The 20401-nt window shown below is 44.5% G+C and carries 20 protein-coding genes; 14 read left to right on the plus strand and 6 right to left on the minus strand.

Annotated features, from left to right (window positions below; all coding sequences use genetic code 11):
• Positions 1-347: 347 nt before the first annotated feature.
• Positions 348-1481, plus strand: a complete 1134-nt coding sequence (gene mqnC / locus MKX46_RS23135) for a cyclic dehypoxanthinyl futalosine synthase (protein WP_029516502.1) — start codon at positions 348-350, stop codon at positions 1479-1481.
• A gap of 96 nt (positions 1482-1577) precedes the next feature.
• Here the strand turns inward: mqnC and MKX46_RS23140 are convergent, their stop codons facing one another.
• The 4 genes from MKX46_RS23140 to MKX46_RS23155 all read right to left on the minus strand — a co-directional run bounded on the left by MKX46_RS23140 (position 1578) and on the right by MKX46_RS23155 (position 4854).
• On the minus strand, positions 1578-2441 hold the full coding sequence (locus MKX46_RS23140; protein ID WP_029516503.1) for a YitT family protein: 864 nt from the start codon (positions 2439-2441) through the stop codon (positions 1578-1580).
• A gap of 83 nt (positions 2442-2524) precedes the next feature.
• On the minus strand, positions 2525-3751 hold the full coding sequence (locus MKX46_RS23145; protein ID WP_023987794.1) for a cation:proton antiporter: 1227 nt from the start codon (positions 3749-3751) through the stop codon (positions 2525-2527).
• A 4-nt stretch (positions 3752-3755) separates the two neighbouring features.
• Positions 3756-4250: a cation:proton antiporter regulatory subunit gene (locus MKX46_RS23150; RefSeq protein WP_341071833.1), complete on the minus strand. Its 495-nt coding sequence runs from the start codon at positions 4248-4250 to the stop codon at positions 3756-3758.
• A gap of 208 nt (positions 4251-4458) precedes the next feature.
• On the minus strand, positions 4459-4854 hold the full coding sequence (locus MKX46_RS23155) for a hypothetical protein (protein ID WP_029516505.1): 396 nt from the start codon (positions 4852-4854) through the stop codon (positions 4459-4461).
• Positions 4855-5094: 240 nt separating this feature from the next.
• Between MKX46_RS23155 and MKX46_RS23160 the strand changes: the two genes are divergently transcribed.
• The 12 genes from MKX46_RS23160 (at position 5095) to MKX46_RS23215 (ending at position 17854) form a co-directional block, all read left to right on the plus strand.
• Positions 5095-5976, plus strand: a complete 882-nt coding sequence (locus MKX46_RS23160; RefSeq protein WP_029516506.1) for a putative sporulation protein YtxC — start codon at positions 5095-5097, stop codon at positions 5974-5976.
• Between the two features lie 61 nt (positions 5977-6037).
• Positions 6038-6613: a 3D domain-containing protein gene (locus tag MKX46_RS23165; protein WP_013309429.1), complete on the plus strand. Its 576-nt coding sequence runs from the start codon at positions 6038-6040 to the stop codon at positions 6611-6613.
• An 84-nt stretch (positions 6614-6697) separates the two neighbouring features.
• A complete protein-coding gene (locus MKX46_RS23170) occupies positions 6698-7006 on the plus strand; it encodes a hypothetical protein (RefSeq protein WP_340931750.1) in 309 nt (102 codons plus the stop codon).
• A gap of 195 nt (positions 7007-7201) precedes the next feature.
• On the plus strand, positions 7202-8788 hold the full coding sequence (locus MKX46_RS23175; RefSeq protein WP_029516508.1) for a S1C family serine protease: 1587 nt from the start codon (positions 7202-7204) through the stop codon (positions 8786-8788).
• A 149-nt stretch (positions 8789-8937) separates the two neighbouring features.
• A complete protein-coding gene (locus tag MKX46_RS23180) occupies positions 8938-9627 on the plus strand; it encodes a response regulator transcription factor (protein ID WP_029516509.1) in 690 nt (229 codons plus the stop codon).
• A 1-nt stretch (position 9628) separates the two neighbouring features.
• Entirely contained in the window at positions 9629-11107 is a 1479-nt protein-coding gene (locus MKX46_RS23185; protein WP_029516510.1) for a sensor histidine kinase, read from the plus strand.
• Positions 11108-11218: 111 nt separating this feature from the next.
• A complete protein-coding gene (locus MKX46_RS23190) occupies positions 11219-12175 on the plus strand; it encodes a 4-hydroxy-3-methylbut-2-enyl diphosphate reductase (protein WP_029516511.1) in 957 nt (318 codons plus the stop codon).
• 261 nt (positions 12176-12436) lie between these two features.
• Positions 12437-13486, plus strand: a complete 1050-nt coding sequence (gene aroF, locus MKX46_RS23195; RefSeq protein ID WP_341071834.1) for a 3-deoxy-7-phosphoheptulonate synthase — start codon at positions 12437-12439, stop codon at positions 13484-13486.
• 258 nt (positions 13487-13744) lie between these two features.
• A complete protein-coding gene (gene glnA / locus MKX46_RS23200) occupies positions 13745-15169 on the plus strand; it encodes a type I glutamate--ammonia ligase (RefSeq protein WP_029516512.1) in 1425 nt (474 codons plus the stop codon).
• A 265-nt stretch (positions 15170-15434) separates the two neighbouring features.
• Positions 15435-16526: a 3-phosphoserine/phosphohydroxythreonine transaminase gene (serC, locus tag MKX46_RS23205; protein WP_341071835.1), complete on the plus strand. Its 1092-nt coding sequence runs from the start codon at positions 15435-15437 to the stop codon at positions 16524-16526.
• A gap of 239 nt (positions 16527-16765) precedes the next feature.
• Positions 16766-17230, plus strand: a complete 465-nt coding sequence (trmL, locus tag MKX46_RS23210) for a tRNA (uridine(34)/cytosine(34)/5-carboxymethylaminomethyluridine(34)-2'-O)-methyltransferase TrmL (RefSeq protein WP_029516514.1) — start codon at positions 16766-16768, stop codon at positions 17228-17230.
• 375 nt (positions 17231-17605) lie between these two features.
• Positions 17606-17854 (plus strand): AbrB/MazE/SpoVT family DNA-binding domain-containing protein, encoded by a 249-nt coding sequence (locus tag MKX46_RS23215; protein ID WP_013309439.1) that lies wholly within the window; start codon positions 17606-17608, stop codon positions 17852-17854.
• A gap of 98 nt (positions 17855-17952) precedes the next feature.
• Here MKX46_RS23215 and MKX46_RS23220 read toward each other — a convergent pair whose 3' ends face one another.
• On the minus strand, positions 17953-19020 hold the full coding sequence (locus MKX46_RS23220; RefSeq protein WP_029516515.1) for a phosphodiester glycosidase family protein: 1068 nt from the start codon (positions 19018-19020) through the stop codon (positions 17953-17955).
• Positions 19017-19424, minus strand: coding sequence for a hypothetical protein (locus MKX46_RS23225; RefSeq protein ID WP_029516516.1), 408 nt, complete (start codon positions 19422-19424; stop codon positions 19017-19019). The genes MKX46_RS23220 and MKX46_RS23225 overlap by 4 nt, the downstream gene beginning before the upstream one ends.
• Before the next feature lie 275 nt (positions 19425-19699).
• Here MKX46_RS23225 and MKX46_RS23230 point away from each other — a divergent pair, with 275 nt between their 5' ends.
• Positions 19700-20356 (plus strand): response regulator transcription factor, encoded by a 657-nt coding sequence (locus MKX46_RS23230; RefSeq protein ID WP_029516517.1) that lies wholly within the window; start codon positions 19700-19702, stop codon positions 20354-20356.
• Positions 20357-20401: the final 45 nt, after the last annotated feature.

The following is a 20401-nucleotide window of genomic DNA, read 5'->3' on the forward strand; positions in this document are numbered from 1 at the left end:
AGGAGGCTTGCTGTTTTCTATAAAATAACATGAACGACAGTGTGAAAAAAGACACTTTTCAGTTCTGTTTTCTTATTTTTTGGCTATATGCAACGTTGAGATAAGCTTGGCAGTAGCCTGTTTTCCTAGGTGAAAAGCAGAAAGAAGCGGGAATAAGTATGGTTCCTTACCTAAAGATATGTTAGTATTATCATTAGGTTTTACTATGCTAAATAGCACAGACAACATACAAGGCTAGTCATGAACATACATTACGGCAGGGTTCGAACGCAGGTTTGTGAAAGCATTCTCGTTCATAAGTCCTGTCGTTCATTTCGTCGCCCTGTGACAGCGAAGGAGGATACACCATGAGTGTAATCGACCATATTTTAGATAAAGCCCTACGCGGCGAACGCCTGAATTTAGAGGATACCGTTGCTTTGTTCGAATCAGACGAGGTAGAAAAAATCGGTCATGCGGCGAATAAAGTCATGAATCGCATGCATCCCGATCCCGTTAAAACCTTCGTTATCGGACGAAATATTAACTATACAAACGTGTGTGACGTATACTGTCGCTTCTGCGCTTTTTATCGTAGACCAGGTTCTGATGAAGGTTATGTTTTGCCGGATGAGGTGATCTTTCAGAAGATCAAGGAAACGCAGGAAGTAGGTGGCACCGAAATTCTAATGCAAGGCGGTGTGAACCCGAATCTGCCGTTCAGTTATTATACCGATTTGCTGAAAGGTATCAAGGAGCGTTTTCCCGATATTACGATGCACTCCTTCTCGCCAGCTGAAATTCACAAAATGAAGGAGAAATCTGGTCTTTCTATGGAAGAAACAATCCGCGCCATTCATGAAGCTGGATTGGATTCGCTTCCGGGCGGAGGTGGAGAAATTTTGGATGACCGCACACGCCGCAAAATTAGCCGTCTCAAAGGCTCTTGGCGTGATTGGATGGATGTCATGCAAACGGCTCATAAGGTTGGGATGAACACGACTGCTACGATGGTTATTGGCTTTGGCGAGTTGATGGAGGAACGTGCGCTGCATTTGTTGCGTGTTCGTGATGCTCAGGACGAATGCATTGAAAACAAATATAATTCTGAAGGATTTTTGGCCTTTATTCCTTGGACCTTCCAGCCAGACAATACCAACCTGAAGAAGGAACGTCAGACGCCGGAGGAATATCTGAAGACCGTTGCGATCAGTCGTCTTGTATTGGATAACATCAAGCATATTCAATCCTCATGGGTAACTATGGGACCTGAAATCGGTAAAAAATCGTTGTACTACGGTTGCGATGATTTTGGTAGCACCATGATTGAGGAAAACGTAGTTTCCGCTGCAGGCGCAACGTATAAGGTTAACATTGAATCCATTTTACAGTTGATCCGCGAGACGGGTCACATTCCGGCACAGCGTAATACCCGTTATGATATTATTCGTACTTTTGACAGTGCCAGCAGTATTGAACATGATTTTATCATGCAGAATTAATATCCGTTAATATAGTGTTCATTACAAAACGCCTATCTGTACTAATCGTTATACATAGATTAGTGCAGATAAGCGTTTTTTTGATGTGTTACTTTGCTATGCTTTCCATCGTTTCATATACATGATCTCAGCTTGCGGGTCTGCCATTTGGATGACTGCCTTAAAGCGCTGCAAATCCAACAGATGAACGCTGTAAACGATGACCATTTGTTCTTTTTTATCCTCAGATTCGCTTTTGATCTTGCCCTCTATCTGGGCAGAGCCTTCAACAGGCGTGCTGTGTATACGCAACCTGCGATATATAGCATCCTCGACAGTTGGCTGCTTCTTGCTGACAACACAAACCATACGCGTCAGACCGGTAAACATCAGCCGGGTCGTTTCGTAGGCGGCGAGGCAGGATAAGGCTGAATATAGAGCTGGCTCCCAGCCTAGCACAAAGCCAGCTGTAATGAGCAGCAGACCGTTACATAGCATAACAATCTGTATTAACGGAATCTTGCGGTGTGTTAGCAACAATGTGGATGGACGGCCATCGCCTGGTTCGTTAAGTCCTAGTGAATCAAGCAGACCACCGTGACGAGCTGCCAGCCCTGCGCCAAGACCGATACAGATTCCGCCGCCCAAAGCACATACGACCGGATGGCCGCTCACTGCCGGAAAAGGCGAAAGAATGATGGCTGAGCCTGAAAAGGCGAACAAGCCGGGTAGTGCACGGAGCAGCATGGGTTTGTGAGTGGATAATGAATACAGCAGCATGAGTGGTAAGTTCAAAACGAATAGCAATAACCCAAAATGCTCTTGTGTATAAAGCGACATGAGTCTGGAGATCCCCGTGACGCCTCCAGCGATCATATCATGCGGATGCAAAAACAATTCTAGACCGACGGATGCCGTAATTCCGCCAATCACCGTATAAAAGACAGGGAACCTGCTCGCATCTTCTGAAGCGGGCTTCACAAGCCTCCTCATAGAGTTTCGGCATGTTTAATAGCGTGCGGCATAGCCTTCCCTCCTATGGATTGTCGTATCCAGCTTTACAGTTACGCCGAGTTACTTTCTTCTTTTCGTAGGCGGGGGTCCTTGAACTTGAATATTTTGTTTAACATATTAAAAATAGGTTTTGACTGCTTTGTGAGAAGTGGTCCAAGAATGGCCAGTATGAGTACATAGATGGCTGCAAAAGGTTGAACAATATCAAGTAAACCACCTTCTTTACCCAAGTTGGCCATGATAATCGAAAATTCACCCCGTGCCACAATGGTCAGGCCGATATTTGCTGACGCTTTGGGAGATAAGGAGGCCGTACGCCCAGCCAACATTCCTGCCCAAATGTTCCCAAATAACGTGAGAACGACTGCTGCCAGCGCAAGCCATATCGCGTTTCCTCCTAGGGACAGTGGATCAATGGATAGCCCAAAGCTGAAAAAGAACAGGGCGCCAAAGAAATCGCGGAAAGGAACAATTAAATGCTCGATCCGTTTGGCATGTTCCGTTTCGGCCAGTACGAGACCGACTAACAGGGCGCCGATAGCTTCCGCCACATGAATCGTTTCCGAAAAACCAGCCACCAGAAACAGGGAGCCGAAAACAACAAGTCCGAATACCTCATTGGAGCGAATACGAAGAATCCGATTTAACAGAGGGACGGCCTTACGGCCGATAATAATGACTGCAAGCATAAAGCCAAGCGCGATTAACGCTGATAGCAGCACACCCCCGAGCGAGGATGAATCGCTAAGAACCAATCCGGAGAGGATGGAGATGTATACGGCGAGGAAAACATCCTCGAACATAATAATGCCCAAAATCATTTCAGTTTCAGCATTGGCAGTCCGCTTGAGATCTACCAGCACCTTCGCAGCAATAGCACTGGATGATATGGTTGTAATTCCGGCGATAACCAGCGTTTCTGCTACAGGAAAGCCGCTCAGGAAGCCAAGAGCCAGCCCCAGTGTGAAATTGATGCCAATATAAATGGTGCCACCCACGGCAATGGAGCGGCCTGATTTAATTAACCGACCTACTGAAAACTCCAGACCCAAGTAAAAGAGAAGAAACAGCACTCCGATTCTTCCCATAAAATCAATAAAAGGGGCGCTTTCGATAAAGCGAAAATCAAAATGCCATAGCTCCATCGCATGCGGTCCAACTGCCATTCCGATCAGGATATAAAAAGGGATGACCGAGAAGCGCAGTTTGGAGGAAATAAGTCCGGCTGCAGCGATGAGAGCAATTGCCAATCCAACCTCAAATACCAGATGATCCATCCAATCACCCGCTTCCGTTCATAAGGATTTGTTTAAAGCGTTTTTGCTGATCGCGTTCCCCAACAACAACTACAGTGGCATCATCGTTAATAATCACTTCAGGACCAGGATTTATATATTTCATTCCCTTTTTCTCCACAATGGCAATAACAGTGGCTCCCGAATTTTGTCTAATATCCAGCTCACCGATGGATTTGCCAACACTTGCATAGTGAGATTCCACTCTATACCATTCGATAATAAAATCGTCAAACGTCATTTCTACACTTTCAAGCTGTTTCGGCTTATATGTCATACCCCCGATGATGGAGGCTACCAATCGTGCTTCCTGATCATTCAGGGTTGTTATAGAAATACTTTGTTCCAAATCCTCGTAATCAAAGTGATACAACTCACGCCTGCCATCATCATGAATAATAATGACAATTCGGTCGCCACTCTCTGCATCTATTCGATACTTAATCCCGATTCCTGGCAAAATAGACTCTCGAATATCCATTTGTAAAGCCTCCTGTACGATACGTTATTTAAATGAATGGTATGGGAAATAAATCACATGCTTTGGGAGTGACATGGAAACTTTCTTTTTGTATTAAATTTTATAAATTAACATAGAAAACCTGATAAATATACTTAACGTATTACACTTATTGGGAACGGTTAACAAATAGACATGCAAATGTGGTGATGTGCATGCTTAAGGGAGGTTAAGCCACATAACTAGAGGTAAATTTGATGGGGAACAAGTACAATTGCTTCTTTAGTTTGCAAATGACAGGAATAAAAGGCAGACGTAGTTTAGGGATGCTCAATAGCAGCACAAACGCCATCAAAATGACAAAGGGAAGTGATTTGGCCGCAGCGATCACCAGATGAAGTAAAGGGGAGGATTTGCGTATAGCTGGTTTGGGATGGTGCTCCAGACCGTGAGAATCGGTTTCTAACGAGGAAACATCAGCATGAGACAGGAGAGAAGATCCCGCAGTAAACTGAAGGGATTGAGTAGTGTCTTCCGCATGAAACGTCACAGGAAGGGACAAAATCTGAACGAGGCTCAATATGACGATCATGAATGTACGCAGCATGTTCAGCATCGTTGACATCTTATCTCCTCCCTCTTGTGAAAAATTCATATTAATTTAACCTTAACATACCCCACCCTAAATATTCAAACGTCTTTCGTTTTTTTCCTATACCACAGTAATTGTTTATAACACGCCAACCGGCTTTTTGAAACCTGATCATCCTCTTTTGACTATGTCTTTCTGTTTCCAGTCGTTCACTTCGTATAACCCTTCAGAGGCCGCCATATACTGAAAGCAGTGATCGAAAGGAGTGAGCCAATGGAACTGTTTACAGTGTGGACCAATACAGACGGAGATCAGGAACCCGACCGGTTTTACGAAGTGGTCAAAAGTAGAACAAAGGGACTACATATGTCACGGCGCGGATTTCGATTCACTTTCAGACAGCTGGACAACAAAGTGGCATGGACCTGCAAGGGCACAGAAAGCAATTCGGCGTTTGAAAGCTTTCTCCCCTGTGTATACAGCATCATGTCTTCGGCAATAGCGGATTATATTATCGAAGTTAAGGAGTGGGGGCTGCTTAATCTCATTCTCACCAAAGCCTGTTCGCTGCTGGAGAAAGAGGATACAGAGCAAATTCGCAGTATGATTCGTTCACTGTTAAACGATGATGGCCCGAGAGGTCGTTTGAAGCGTCATGGTAAGCTGACCACTCTCCTGGAGAAGGATTTCAAGGAGCTTCGTGTGATCAATTTGGAAGGACTGATTCAATTTAGGCTCCATGCGTATAAAAAAGAGCTTGAAGAAATCGTCGACTATGCCATGGAAGAATTCTGGGCAGATCGGCAATACGAAGAATTTATGGGGTTGCTTAAATATTTTGTTTTTTTTCAGGAAAGCAAAGTTCCGCTCGTACACGTACTTCACCAAGGCGGACATAATTTTACGATTCTGGATAGTGCCATGGTGCCGATACCGACTCCCGATGCAGATGACATCATTGTCGAGATGCCAGGCATTGAACTGGAAATGGAGGTCGAGGATCGAATCGTGAGCACCCTTATTTCGATTTCTCCTGCTTCCATTATATTGCATACAGACGATGAGCACACCCCCATAGTGCGGACACTCCTGCATATTTTTGAAGATAAAGTGAAGCTGAGCAGATTTTATCCAGGTCAGGATGTTCAAAAATAATAATCTGTTCGTATAAACCAATGGATTTCTGGAAAGCCTTTGCCTCAAGGGGAGGTTTTTTATGAGATCCATGTTGGTATGGAAACGGATTTTGGGAACCGTGTTAATCGCAACCTGTCTGGTATTGCCCGGCAATGAAGTTTACGGTCACAAAGAACCGGTCCAGCATAAGAAATGGCAGTCCACACCTGTTTTAGCTCCACGTGAAGAGCAGGTTATTACGACCATGACGGTCACAGCAACAGGATATACAGCAGGCTATGAATCGACTGGCAAACGGCCAAGTCATCCCGGTTACGGTATTACGTATTCCGGTGTAAAAGTGCGTCGTGACAAGAACACGCTGTCTACGATTGCGGCTGATCCCAAAACGTTTCCTTTGGGAAGCATATTGTACATTCCTGGTTATGGATACGGGATTGTAGCAGATACAGGTTCTGCGATTAAGGGCAATAAAATTGATTTGTATTTTAAAACAACCCGGCAGGTGTATTCTGAATGGGGCAAGAAAGATGTGGATGTTCAAATTATAAAAAAAGGTAACGGAAAATGTACGGAAAAGATGGTGAAATCGCTCCAAAAGGCGATAGAAACGCATAAAACCATTCCGACCGCGACACTGGATGCTTCCATATAATCCTTGAATATTGTTTTTTCCAACATCACATACTATGTTGCGGGATGAGTTTATCCCACAAAACATACTGGGAGGTTGAGAATTATGCCAATTCAAGGCGGAAGTTCTTTCACGAACAAAGGCTTCAATGCAAGCACAGGAAATCAGTTCAAAGCGGAATTTGCACAAGACAATACGGTAGGTGTTGTTTCACAAAAGGTAAAGCAGTCTGAACAAAATAAAATTCAAGACAACTTCCAGACACCAAATGAGAAGTATGATGAAGAATTTGCAACAGATCAAGGCGGTACAGGTGCAGTAGCACAAAAAGTTCAAAACTCTAGTCGCAACAAAATTCAAAACAATGCTCAAACACCGAATGAAAAGTTCGACGAAAACTTTAACACGAAATAAAAAAGCATATACAATCGATAATGCTCCGGATTATATCCGGGGCATTTCGTTTTGAGTAAAGTGGTTAGGTACAAATAGGTCTAAGGTTTTATCTCCTTTTTAATTGTTTTTAAGGTGGAATTAAGGTTTAAAGTGCAAAATAAAGTCAGTTAAACAACACCACCTTGAAGCATAGGGTTTGGGAGGAGATATACAATGGACGAATTTAAAAATAATAACTCCGGACGCCGGAACGACAACGATCAGGTTGATACCGATAACGTAACTCGGCAAAACGATTCGAACGGTTCCTCATATTATTATTCTTACGGCCCTTTTTCTTCAGTTCAATCGGACGGACAACGTAAGGAAGGGCAGTCGGTGGAAAAAGATGTTGAGATCACGCCACCGCAGGCAGTAAGACCCCTTCCTCCCTCATACCATCGTGCTATGCCTGAGCAACAGGATGGTTCGGGTCGAAATGGCGGCAACTGGCAATTCAAACCGAATAAGCCCAAGTCGCAGGTGAAAACAATTTTCTTATCTTTTTTGGCCGGGATGCTGGTCATTACGGTATTGATGTATACAGCTGACCGAACAAATATGTTCACACCCGAGACGGCGTTGACTTCGGCGGCAGCTGAAAGCGGAGAAACGACTAATTCGGGAACAACCAGCTCGACTCCAAGCGCAGTTCCGGCTGTGATGCCTTCAGGTACCGCTGATGTTCAATCTGTTGTGGCTAAGGCTGGACCGGCAGTCGTCAAAATCGAAACGCTTGCCAAACAAACCAGTGGCAGCAGCGGCAGACAAAGTAGCCCTTATTACAATGACCCGCTGTATCAATACTTTTTCGGTAATCAGTATGGTGACAGTGGCAGCAGCGGTAACAGTAATGAAAATGAAGGTAGCAACAGCGGACAGCTGACTCCGCTTGGTATTGGTTCCGGTTTTATTTTTGATAAATCGGGTTACGTCCTAACCAATAACCATGTTGTTGAAGGCGCGAGTGTGGTTCAGGTTACAGTAGAGGGAACTAATAAGCCTTACGAAGCCAAAGTCTTGGGCAAAAATGCTGATCTTGATTTGGCGGTACTTAAAATTGAAGGCAAAAATAACTTTCCGACAGTAACTTTGGGTGACTCGGATAACGCTAAAGTCGGCGAGTGGATGGTCGCAATTGGCAACCCTGAAGGCTTTGAGCATTCGGTAACAGCCGGGGTGCTAAGTGCGAAAGAACGTACGATCACCATTAATAGTGAATCAACTGGAAAACCGACGCAATACAAGCATCTCATTCAGACGGATGCGTCCATTAACCCTGGTAACTCTGGTGGACCGCTGTTAAATCTGCAAGGGCAAGTTATCGGTATGAACGTAGCTGTTAGTGCAGACGCACAGGGAATCGGGTTTGCGATTCCGTCCAATACGATTTTGGAAGTCGTCGATAAGCTGAAAAATAACCAGCCTATCCCTAAAGAACCTGTACCTTTCATTGGTGCAAGTCTGTTAAATTTGAGTCCTGAAGTAGCCAAAGAACTGGGAACAACCCTGACCGAAGGCTCGGTTGTGCGGGATATTATATACAAATCACCAGCTTATCAGGCTGATCTGCGTCCTTACGATGTGATTATCGGAGCCAATGGCACGCCTTATAGCACATCACAAGAGCTGATCCAGTTCATTCAAAAACAAAAAGTGGGTACAGCACTGACGCTTAACATCGAACGAGCTGGGCAGAAAAAAGATGTTCAACTGAAAATTGGCAACAAAAATGACTTTAGCTCGACGCTCCAGCAATAAGATGATAACTTTACAAAAATGAACATGTGCACGCAAGAAACGGAAGGAAGATCCCTTCCGTTTCTTGCTGTATGAAGTAGCAAGATGCTACGCGCGTGTACTCCTGCTACAATAGAGGGAAAAGAAGAGATAAAGGAGTTCGATCGTGTATGCGTTCTACTATTTTGATCATTGATGACGATGAAAAAATTGTTTCCATGCTGCGCAGAGGGCTGGCATTTGAAGGCTATGAAGTGCTGACAGCCGCCAATGGAGCAGAGGGATTAAATAAAATGCTGACAGCTGAGCCTGATGTAGTCGTGCTGGATGTAATGATGCCGCAAGTCGATGGTTTTGAGGTATGCCGTCGCATGCGGGAGGGGGGGAGCACGGTACCTGTCCTAATGCTTACAGCCAAGGATGAGGTTGAGAATCGGGTTAAAGGCTTGGATCTAGGGGCCGATGATTATCTCGTCAAGCCGTTTGCTCTGGAGGAGTTGCTGGCACGAGTGCGAGCGCTTTTGCGGCGTAAAACCGAACAACAGGGCAATAACGGAAATAGACTTACCTTCGAGGATTTACAACTGGATAACGAATCCCGTGAAGTGGTTCGTGGCGGCAAACGCTTGGAACTGACGGCCAAAGAATTTGAACTGCTCCATTTGTTCATGCAAAACCCGAAGCGTGTTCTGTCGCGTGATCTGATTATGGACAAAATTTGGGGCTATGACTATAGCGGAGAATCGAATGTGCTCGAAGTATATATTGCCATGCTACGACAAAAAACGGAGCAGGATGGCGGTAAACGTCTCATTCGTACAATTCGGGGAGCTGGCTACATTTTAAGAGGTGATGTGTAATATGTCTATTCGGTGGCGGCTGACAGCTTGGTATTCGAGCATCTTGGCTATAGTGCTTGTCATTTTTGGTCTGGCTATTTACGGACTGGTTTATTATTACACATACAATGAAGTAAAAAGTCAGCTTACGACTCAGGCGCCACGGATTAACAAGCAGCTACTGCTTACAATTAAAGGGGGGTTATTTGAAGTCCCCAATCTGGATTTGGGTCTAGTGCAAGAACGTGGAATTGATGATTCACAGCTATATGTACAAATTTACAATTATACATCAGGTGTTACCAAAACCACCCAAAACATGAAAGACCTCAATATCACCTTCCCTGTTCCATCTACAGCGACAGGAGCAGTTCAAAATGAGGGAATCCGGCGTGTGAACGTAAATGGGGATACCTTTATGATTTACCAACAGCCCATTAAGTCCGAGGAGTTGGGCTTGGTAGTCGGGTTGCTACAGGTAGGACAATTCACGGGCTCTCAGGATCGACTCATGAACAGGTTGCAAAATGTGCTTGTATATGGTTCGTTGTTTGCATTACTTGCTGCTGCGACTTCAGGTCTCTTTCTGGCCCGCAAGTCTATGAAGCCGCTGGTCAAGGTAATTGAGGGGGCAAATCAGATTCAATCCAGTAATGATTTGAGTGTTCGGATTGAATATGACGGACCACCAGATGAAATTGGACAATTAATCGGGACAGTTAACAACATGCTGGGGCGTACAGAGGTGTTTTACAAGGAGTTGGAAGATGCGTACGGTGCACAGCGCCGCTTTGTGGCTGATGCTTCCCATGAGCTTCGTACGCCGCTAACGACGATCCGTGGCAACGTTGATTTTTTGCTCAAAATGTGGACTACCGAACCAGGAGAGCGACCGAATATGGATGAAGAGATGATTCGTGAGCTTTCTATGGAGGCATTAAATGACATGGCAGATGAAGGCAAACGGATGAGTCGTTTGGTGAGTGATATGTTGTCACTTGCGAGAGCAGACACAGGGAAAACGTTCGATAAGACTCCCGTTGCGCTGGAACCGCTTGTAAGTGAGGTTGCCCGTCGTGCTCAGTTTTTAGAGCGAACGGCCGAATGGAATGTGGGAGATTTTTCGTTGCTGAATGGTATTTATATGGATGGCAGCAAGGACTATTTGCAGCAAATGCTATTCATTTTTATTGATAATGCATTCAAATATACACCTGAAGGCACAGTCCGATTTGATGCCATAGTTTATCAAGGACAGGTAGGGCTACGGATCAGTGATACGGGCATTGGAATGGACAAGAGTGAGGTTCCCTTTATTTTTGACCGCTTTTACCGGGCAGATGAGTCGCGCGGGGTGACAGAGGGAATTGGATTGGGGCTGTCTATTGCCAAGTGGATTATTGATGAACATCACGGGTCTGTGGAAGTGGTTACGCGTCAAGGAGAAGGAACGACATTTGTCATCTGGCTTCCGGTCAGCTTTTCCGCGCCTTTGGAATAGGCTATAATAGGAAGGCAACTACATCATAGAATTGGCCGGTAAAGGCTTGGATGCCCACAGCTACCGAGTTATCGGAGCTGTATACTGTGTCGAAGAAAGCGGGGGCTCATTTTGGAAGTACTCAGAATTTCGCCCCGGGGTTACTGCTACGGCGTAGTCGATGCCATGGTATTGGCTCGTCAGGCAGCCAGAAATCTGGACTTACCCCGGCCTATTTATATATTGGGCATGATCGTGCATAACAGTCATGTCACGAATTCCTTTGAAGACGAAGGGATTATTACACTGGACGGCCCGAACCGTATGGAGATTTTAAGCCAGGTAGAGAGCGGCACTGTTATCTTTACTGCTCATGGCGTATCACCAGAGGTACGCAAGTTGGCACGAGACAAGGGGCTGACTACGGTAGACGCGACTTGCCCTGACGTCACAAAAACGCATGATCTGATTCGGGAGAAGTCTGCCGAAGGCTACCAGATTGTTTATATTGGCAAAAAGAATCATCCAGAGCCGGAGGGAGCTATCGGTATTGCTCCTAACCATGTTCATCTGATTGAAAAGGAAGAAGAGATCGACAGTCTTACGTTGCCAGCTGGCAAAATCCTTATCACGAATCAGACGACCATGAGCCAATGGGACATCAAGCACATTATGAAGAAGCTGCTGGAGAAGTTCCCGGGTGCTGAGATACACAATGAAATCTGTTTGGCGACGCAGGTACGTCAGGAAGCGGTAGCTGAGCAAGCTGGACAGGCGGATCTGGTGATCGTTGTCGGTGATCCACGCAGTAACAATTCAAACCGATTGGCTCAGGTGTCGGAGGAAATTGCTGGTACAACAGCTTATCGTATTTCTGATGTAACCGAGCTGAAGAGAGAGTGGCTTGAGGGCGTAGCCAAAGTGGCTGTGACTTCTGGGGCTTCAACGCCGACACTGATTACCAAAGAGGTTATTACGTATTTGGAGCAGTATGATGCGGCTAACCCGGATACGTGGGAGATTCAGCGAACCATAGATATGAAAAAACTGCTGCCTCCTGTACGAGAGAAGTCAAAAACGATGAAATAGTATGCAATTGATTACAGCCGTTATTCGGATACAACCATCCGGATAGCGGCTTTTCAATCGTTTAAATTTATAGATATTATCCGGTAGCTTCACTAAGTTTGAATATTGAATAATTCGGGATAATTAAACCTTGACGAGTATAGCTAAAACAGGTATAGTTGCTTTAACGAATAAAAGCTTAAAAGCGAACAAGCGTCTAAGTGTCATAATATCAATCTATTACTGGTTAATAAAATATGTTTCATAGAGAGGAAGAAAAAAATGATCGTTATCGCTGGTGTTCAAACACCTGAAGAGCATATTCAAGCTATTGTTGAAGTTATTGAGAAAGAAGGATTGCAGGCTCATGTATCAAGGGGATCGGATCGCACGATCATCGGATTGATCGGTAGCGTAGAGCCCAAGCTGGCTGAACATCTGCGTCAAATGAAAGGCGTAGAAAATGTGGTTAAAATATCGAAGTCCTACAAATTGGCCAGCCGTGATTTTCATCCGGAAAATACGGTGATCTCCATTAAAGGTGTAAATATCGGTGGGGGCGAACTTGTCATTATGGGTGGACCATGTGCCGTTGAGTCTGCTGCACAGATAGATGAAATTGCGGGATTGGTCAAAGCAGCAGGTGCGCAAGTTCTCCGTGGAGGTGCCTTTAAGCCGCGTACAGGGCCTTACAGCTTCCAGGGAACTGGTGTAGAAGGACTGATCATGATGGCTGAAGCCGGCCAAAAGCACGACCTCTTGACCATCACAGAGGTCATGACACCTGAATACGTAGACATTTGTGCGGAATATGCCGATATCCTGCAAGTAGGTACACGTAATATGCAAAACTTTGATCTGCTGCGCAAGTTGGGAACTTGCGGCAAGCCAGTGTTGCTCAAACGCGGTTTTAGCTCGACTTATGACGAGTTTTTGAATGCTGCCGAGTACATCCTGGCAGGTGGCAATCCGAATGTTATGCTGTGTGAGCGCGGTATCCGCACATTTGAAACCTACACCAGAAATACACTCGATTTGTCCGCGATCCCTGTGTTGCAACAATTGAGCCATTTGCCAGTTATTTCTGATCCTAGCCATGGCACGGGTAGACGTGAATTGGTTGTTCCTATGACGAAGGCTTCGGTTGCTGCCGGAGCGGACGGACTAATTATTGAAATGCATACAGATCCCGACAACTCGATGACGGGTGATGGTGTGCAATCCCTGTTCCCGGATCAATTTTCAGATTTACTAAAAGATTTGGAAATATTGGCTCCTGCTGTGGGGAAAACATTTCACACGCCTAGCCCATTGCCTAAAACCAATGTTTAACATTAATGCATAAAAGTTTTGCTGCAACGCAGTAATGAGATTTAAATTGCCTAAAAGCCCGATGTTTCGGGCTTTTTGTGCTATCCAAATGTTATCAAGGGCGTAAGCATATCTAACATTAGTTTAAAAAATACCTTACATAGCTATTGACCCGTGTCATGTTTGAGATTTATAATGACGACAGAAAAAAACATTCGATCATGAACATTTCAGGGTTGTATAAGACTTAATGTTCGGAAAAATTGGGAGGAAGAAGACATGTCCGTTGAAAACGTATTGAAAACAATTCAGGAAAATAATATTGAGTGGGTAGATTTTCGTTTTGTAGATTTGTCTGGTCGTGCTCACCATATTTCATTGCCAGCTTCCGAAGTAGATGCAGAAACATTTGTTAACGGTGTTGCTTTCGACGGTTCTTCCATTCCCGGCTATCGTGGCATCGAGGAATCCGACATGGTTATGCTGCCCGATGCAGAAGCGGTTTTTATTGACCCTTTCACTCAGCATCCTACACTGAATATTCTGTGTGACATTGCTACGCCAGATGGCGAAAAATACGACCGCGATCCTCGCGGCATTGCAAAAAAAGCTGAGGAATTTCTGCAATCCGCAGGAGTCGGCACAGCAGCATTTTTTGCACCTGAGTCCGAGTTTTTCATCTTTGATGATGTACGCTACGAAAGCGGCATGAATAGCTCCTCCTTCTTCGTAGATTCCGAGGAAGCAGCTTGGAACACGAACCGTAAGGAAGAAGGCGGCAACCTGGGCTTTAAAGTGGGAGTGAAGGGCGGATATGTACCTGTAGCGCCAGTAGACACCCAACAAGATATCCGTAGTGAAATGTGCCGTTTGCTTGAAGAAGCAGGTCTGAGAATTGAGCGCCATCACCATGAGGTAGCTACGGCAGGCCAAGCGGAAATCAACTTCCGTTTTGATACACTCAAGAAAACAGCAGATAACCTGCTCGTTTATAAATACATTGTACACAACACAGCTCGTCAATATGGTAAAGTGGCAACATTCATGCCGAAACCGATTTTTGGGGATAACGGAAGCGGTATGCACGTTCACCAATCTATTTTCGATGGGGACACTCCTTTGTTCTACGAAAAAGGTGGTTATGCTAATCTGAGCGAAATGGCTCTTCATTACATTGGCGGTATTCTGTACCACGCACCTGCGTTGATCGCTTTGACCAACCCAAGCACCAACTCGTTCAAACGTCTCGTTCCTGGCTACGAAGCACCAGTTAACCTGGTATTCTCCAAAGGTAACCGTTCTGCGGCTGTACGTATTCCAGTAGCAGCTGTTACTCCTAAAGGCTGTCGGATCGAGTTCCGTACACCGGACTCCACGGCTAACCCTTACCTTGCCTTCTCAGCAATGCTGATGGCGGGTCTGGATGGCATCAAGCGCAAACTGAACCCAATCGAATTGGGATATGGTCCACTTGACAGCAACATCTACGAGCTGTCTGATGCTGAAAAAGGTAAAATCCGTAGCGTACCTGGTTCATTGGATGAGGCTCTGGACGCTCTGGAAGCTGACTACGAATTCTTGACTGAAGGCGGCGTATTTACGAAGGACTTTATTGATAACTATGTAGAGCTCAAACGTTCTGAAGCTAAATCGGTGAACATCCGTGTTCATCCACACGAATACAGCCTGTATTTTGACTGCTAATAAGTCGATAGCATAGCTGCTTTGAATAAAAAACATTAGCTTACGGGTAACACTTGTTATTCAAAATAGGTCTCCGGTCTTATGCCGGGGACCTTTTAATATTAAAGTGAAAATCACAGAATAAAGATGTTAAATATGTTAACATTCACAACTTTGTCACATCATAAATGAAATTGAAAACATTTTTATACAAGTCTTGAACGCATTTATGAATACTGCTATCATAGCGATAATATCCACACCAGAGTAGAGAAGGGATGGGAATTTGTTGAGTAAGAGAGCCTACAATTTTAATGCAGGACCAGCGGCATTGCCGCTCAAAGTACTGGAACGTGTACAAGCTGAATTCGTAGATTTCCAGGGAACAGGGATGTCGATCATGGAAATGTCACACCGTGGAGCTGTGTATGAATCTGTTCATAATGAGGCGCAGGAACGTCTGTTATCTCTGCTGGGCAATCCACAGGGCTACAAGGTGTTATTCCTACAAGGGGGCGCAAGTACGCAGTTTGCAATGCTACCTTTAAATTTCTTGCGCGAAGGACAGACTGGGAGCTATGTAATGACAGGTAGCTGGTCGGACAAGGCATATAAAGAAGCCAAGCTACTGGGCAAGGCTCATATTGCTGCATCCTCCGCTGATGAGAAGTACATGCGTCTTCCGAATGTGGATTCCTTGAACTTGCCTGAGAATACTGCTTATGTGCATATGACGTCCAACGAAACGATTGAAGGTACACAATTTAAGCAATTTCCGGATACGGGTTCCGTACCATTGATTGTGGACATGTCCAGTGATATTTTTTGCAAGCCTTTTGATGTTACTCAATTTGGATTGATTTATGCTGGCGCACAAAAAAATCTGGGACCTTCTGGTGTGACGGTCGTGATTGCCCGTGAAGAGTTGCTGACTTCCTCACCGGACAATATTCCTACCATGTTGCGTTATAGCACATATGAAAAAAATAACTCTCTCTACAATACCCCCCCATCTTTTGCCATATACATGGTGAATGAAGTGCTGAAATGGATTCAGGAAGAAGGCGGTTTGGAAGGTATTGAGCGTGTGAACCAGCAGAAGGCTGCTTTGCTATACGACCGTATTGACAGTAGCGAAGGCTTCTATCGTGGTTGTGTGGACAGCGCTGATCGCTCTATTATGAATGTAACCTTCCGCCTTGCGAATGGGGATCTGGAAAAACAATTTATTAAGGAATCCGAACAGGCCGGGTTCATCGGACTGAAGGGACATCGCAGCGTAGGAGGGCTTCGCGCCTCGATCTACAATGCTGTTCCATTGGAGAACTGTCAAGCATTAGCCGAGTTTATGGACGGATTCAAGCAACGTAACAGTTGATTACGTCGACATATATTTCGATACACGATATTTGAAATCGAAAAAGTAAATGTAGAGCCTTCCCTGAATGTGTATAGGGGAAGGCTTTTAGTGGTGTGGGTTGAAATTTTTGTCGTTTGATGTTCATATCTGTCTGATTTTGTTAAAATAGAAGAATGTGTATGTTTTCAATGTATACACTTTGGTTAAACTGTAGGTTATTTGTCTGATGAATTTAATGATGAAGGGAACGAAACGAGATGCCATTACATATTGTGCTTGTCGAGCCGGAAATCCCGGCCAACACAGGTAATATTGCCAGAACGTGTGCTGCAACCGGAACTCATCTGCATTTGGTGAAGCCACTCGGCTTCCGTACCGACGATGCCACGTTAAAACGCGCCGGACTTGATTATTGGTACGCTGTCCACATTGAATATCACGAGTCTTTTGCTGAAGTGCAGGAGAAATATCAGGAAGGTCGCTTTTTTTATGCGACGACCAAAGCAAATCAGCGGTATAGTGATATTGCATTTCAGGATGGAGATTTTTTGGTATTTGGTAAGGAAACGAAAGGCTTGCCTCCTGAATTGTTAGCTGCTAATCCAGATACATGTATCAAGATGCCTATGTCTGATAAAGTAAGATCTCTAAACTTGTCGAATTCCGCTGCAATTATCGTATATGAAGCGCTGAGACAAATGGATTTTCTGGATTTATCATAAAGAGCATCAGGTGAACAAGTATAAATGCGAATAAAGAACCAGGACCTTAGTTGCTAATAAAAGTTTCACTTTTATTGCTCAAAAGTATATGACAGTGGAGCTTAAATCAAGCTTGTATGGTCAAAAATTTGCGAAATTTCTCAACTAGGGCTAATAATAATTGGCTTTCCGGTCGATAAAAATATTATAGACATTCTGTACCATACTTTGATATGGTTCATGATTTTATGAAAAAATGTAATAAAATTTCCTGTGATCAGCAGGATTCGACAAAAAGACAGCGAATACTACATAAAGAATAGTGTCTTTGTACCTAGTTTTTCGCATGGTAAGAAATTGTAAGTTATTACTCAATAGGAGAGGTGTACGATCACGATGAAACCTGCCGGTGTGGTACGTAAAGTTGATCAGCTGGGGAGAATAGTTTTGCCTAAGTCACTGCGTAAAAGATATCAAATGAATGAGGGAGATCCTGTCGAAATTTTGGTTCAGGGTGACCACATTATTTTGGAGCGTTACCGTCCAAAATGTGTATTCTGCGGGTCAGTAGAACAAGTGAACGATTTCAAAGACCGTTATATTTGTGCTCAATGCCTGACAGAAATGACACAGTATTCCTCCTAAATGAGGCAAAAGCATCACGACATTCGTTCGTGATGCTTTTTTTCGGATAGAGACGTACGTCGGCAAGCATATTTAATTTGGTAGCAGACTACACATAACTATTTATAGAACAAAAAATGAGTAGGGACTGGACGCAAATTACCATCTGACGGTTTGTTTACGACTCGACCGTTAAGTATAAGCGACGAGGAACCGCCTCCGTCCAAATTATAGGCATCTTGAACACCTAGATTGTACATTTTTCCTTGCAGTTCTTCGAGCGTCGCGCCCGAACCCCCGCTTTCATTGTAGCCGTCTACGACAATAATGAGCAACTGATCATCTTTATAGTTGCCAATGACCGTACGTGGGGCCCGCTTGGGGGAGACTTTCCATTTGTCAGGAATAGGCATTTTTTGTCCCCTTTGCAGCAGGACGGGAACGAAGGTAGCCCCAAAGGTAGGCTTTAAGCTGTCAAGTGCACCTTGACTGTAAAATTTGCCACCGATAAGCTTGCCATCGTTACTCAGTCCGACGAAGGATAAATCCTTAAAACTGGACTGAAAGCCAGTAAGGTAGTGGCCATTCAAGACAGTAGTGCTTAATGGATAGCGTTTGCCGTCTCCATCCGCAAAGCCGCCTGCATTGATGCCTGCAATAGCTCCGTGTCTCAAGACTGCACGCATGGTGGTTTCGGAGCCACCCAATTTGTCACTTCCCAAAGACATTTTCATAGCAGTAGGATCTTTAAGTTTGACCTTCATAGCGTAGCCATGATAAATTCCCGGGTTTACCTTAAACAATTCAATGGTAATCCGGTTGCTATCTACCCGCTCATAGGGAACTCCCAGTTTGGCGGTGATGCGTCGATCATAGATGACCGCGGGCCGCTTGGACTGCGTAGAGGCAGTCACGACAAGCTGATTCATCGTTTGGGTCGTTTGCTTGTAGAGCTCAGAAGTCCGGCGAATTGTAGATAAGGTGTACGTTGCCGTTTGCTTGGCTTCATCAAGCTGCTTGCCTACTGATTGCGTTTGTAGAGTGACTTCAGCTTTTTGCAGACTTGAAGAAGTAGACCCAGGAAAGCTCAATGAGGGATGCACTAACAAAATACACCCTAACAAACCGATAAAAGGAGCAAGGGCCAACATAAAGAACCGATTCACTTGTTTTGCGTCTACATTCATTTTAGCAAGTCCATTTTTTTCTGAAGTGTATTGAGCTGCTGCTTGACTTCGTTTAATTGGGTGTACAGTTTATTACTGTTATCGGTCTTATTGTTTGCATTATCCTTCGTGAAGGTCAGTAGTTCATTGAAGGACTGGACTTTGCCTTGCAATCCGCTAACTTCCTTGGAAAGAGCAGTCAGTTGCTTTTCATAGTCAGATTTGAGTGCTTGAATCTGTTGGTCTGTATGGGTTTGCATCTCGTTTAGCATTTGCTGCTTCAAGTGATTGCTATACAGATAGGTTGCGAGAGCACCTAGTATAATAAGAATGAACCAAAATAGCAGAAAAGCCTTTATGGGTAACCCCTTTCTTGAATTGCTCCGCCGAGCTTCGGCAGAAGGACGTTCAGGTGAAGCTTGCATACGATTTTCAACTCCCGTGTAAAGTCAAATTTCCAGTCTTTATTTGCAGTTCCAATTCTATCATGGGCCTATTTATTTCGCAAAAGCGAAATAGTCGTATAAAAATATTGGAAAAAGAGATTGCATCGGAAGGAAGTCCTAGGATACAATTTCCTTAAACGTTTTTCGCTTCCTATACGTTCACATTCGCGCAATTTCTACATATGTAATCACCAATTTTAGGATTATTTTCGCTATTAACTATGTATTTTTTTGTAAAATCAGGAGGTTTAGATATGAGAAAAGTATGGCAGGTGGTCATCATAGATATCCATCCTACAAGTATGCTGGGAACAAAGCTTATTTTGGAAGACCAGCAGGATTTGCTTGTCAGAGGGATGTCTTCCTCCGGAACGGAAGGCTTGGAGCTGGCTTGCTCCATTCGACCAGAAATCGTTTTAATGGACTACAGGTTGCCTGAGGGAACGGCGGAACCATTTTTGACACAAATGCGGGCCTTGTCTCCGGACAGCCATATTGTTATTATGACGGATGAGGATAATATTACTTTGTTTCAGCAGCTAATTTCGCTCGGAGCAAATGGAATGTTATCCAAACAGGCATCACCGAGCCAGTTAATCCATCTGATCAACGGTTTACGCGAAGGATTTGCTTCCTTGCCGATGGATTGGATTCGGTATGGAAACTGGCCCTTTATGCCGTTAATGGCATCCGAGCCTTTTGACGAATTGACACAAACCGAAGTGTTTATTATGGAACGTATTGTACAAGGAATTACATATGACAAAATTGCTATCGAGATCGAAGTTAGCCGGCGCTCCATTGATAATTATCTACGTAAAATTTATGCAAAATTAGGCGTGTCCAGCCGGGCGCAGGCGATTGAACGTTATGCCTTATATGCGCGTCAGAGGAAGCAGCTATATGCCTGATGCGTCAGCCCGGAGATCATGACCTATTTTTCAGGAGAAGGAGGA

Source organism: Paenibacillus sp. FSL P4-0113, from assembly GCF_038009305.1.
Taxonomy (GTDB): Bacteria; Bacillota; Bacilli; order Paenibacillales; family Paenibacillaceae; genus Paenibacillus; species Paenibacillus polymyxa_D.

Bases quoted from the DNA above. Each gene is read 5' to 3' on its own strand.
- mqnC (WP_029516502.1), top strand. From the start codon at position 348: ATGAGTGTAATCGACCATATTTTAGATAAAGCCCTACGCGGCGAACGC.
- MKX46_RS23145 (WP_023987794.1), bottom strand. From the start codon at position 3,751: ATGGATCATCTGGTATTTGAGGTTGGATTGGCAATTGCTCTCATCGCT.
- MKX46_RS23150 (WP_341071833.1), bottom strand. From the start codon at position 4,250: ATGGATATTCGAGAGTCTATTTTGCCAGGAATCGGGATTAAGTATCGA.
- MKX46_RS23155 (WP_029516505.1), bottom strand. From the start codon at position 4,854: ATGTCAACGATGCTGAACATGCTGCGTACATTCATGATCGTCATATTG.
- MKX46_RS23160 (WP_029516506.1), top strand. From the start codon at position 5,095: ATGGAACTGTTTACAGTGTGGACCAATACAGACGGAGATCAGGAACCC.
- MKX46_RS23165 (WP_013309429.1), top strand. From the start codon at position 6,038: ATGAGATCCATGTTGGTATGGAAACGGATTTTGGGAACCGTGTTAATC.
- MKX46_RS23170 (WP_340931750.1), top strand. From the start codon at position 6,698: ATGCCAATTCAAGGCGGAAGTTCTTTCACGAACAAAGGCTTCAATGCA.
- MKX46_RS23175 (WP_029516508.1), top strand. From the start codon at position 7,202: ATGGACGAATTTAAAAATAATAACTCCGGACGCCGGAACGACAACGAT.
- MKX46_RS23180 (WP_029516509.1), top strand. From the start codon at position 8,938: ATGCGTTCTACTATTTTGATCATTGATGACGATGAAAAAATTGTTTCC.
- MKX46_RS23185 (WP_029516510.1), top strand. From the start codon at position 9,629: ATGTCTATTCGGTGGCGGCTGACAGCTTGGTATTCGAGCATCTTGGCT.
- aroF (WP_341071834.1), top strand. From the start codon at position 12,437: ATGATCGTTATCGCTGGTGTTCAAACACCTGAAGAGCATATTCAAGCT.
- glnA (WP_029516512.1), top strand. From the start codon at position 13,745: ATGTCCGTTGAAAACGTATTGAAAACAATTCAGGAAAATAATATTGAG.
- trmL (WP_029516514.1), top strand. From the start codon at position 16,766: ATGCCATTACATATTGTGCTTGTCGAGCCGGAAATCCCGGCCAACACA.
- MKX46_RS23215 (WP_013309439.1), top strand. From the start codon at position 17,606: ATGAAACCTGCCGGTGTGGTACGTAAAGTTGATCAGCTGGGGAGAATA.
- MKX46_RS23220 (WP_029516515.1), bottom strand. From the start codon at position 19,020: ATGAATGTAGACGCAAAACAAGTGAATCGGTTCTTTATGTTGGCCCTT.
- MKX46_RS23225 (WP_029516516.1), bottom strand. From the start codon at position 19,424: ATGCAAGCTTCACCTGAACGTCCTTCTGCCGAAGCTCGGCGGAGCAAT.
- MKX46_RS23230 (WP_029516517.1), top strand. From the start codon at position 19,700: ATGAGAAAAGTATGGCAGGTGGTCATCATAGATATCCATCCTACAAGT.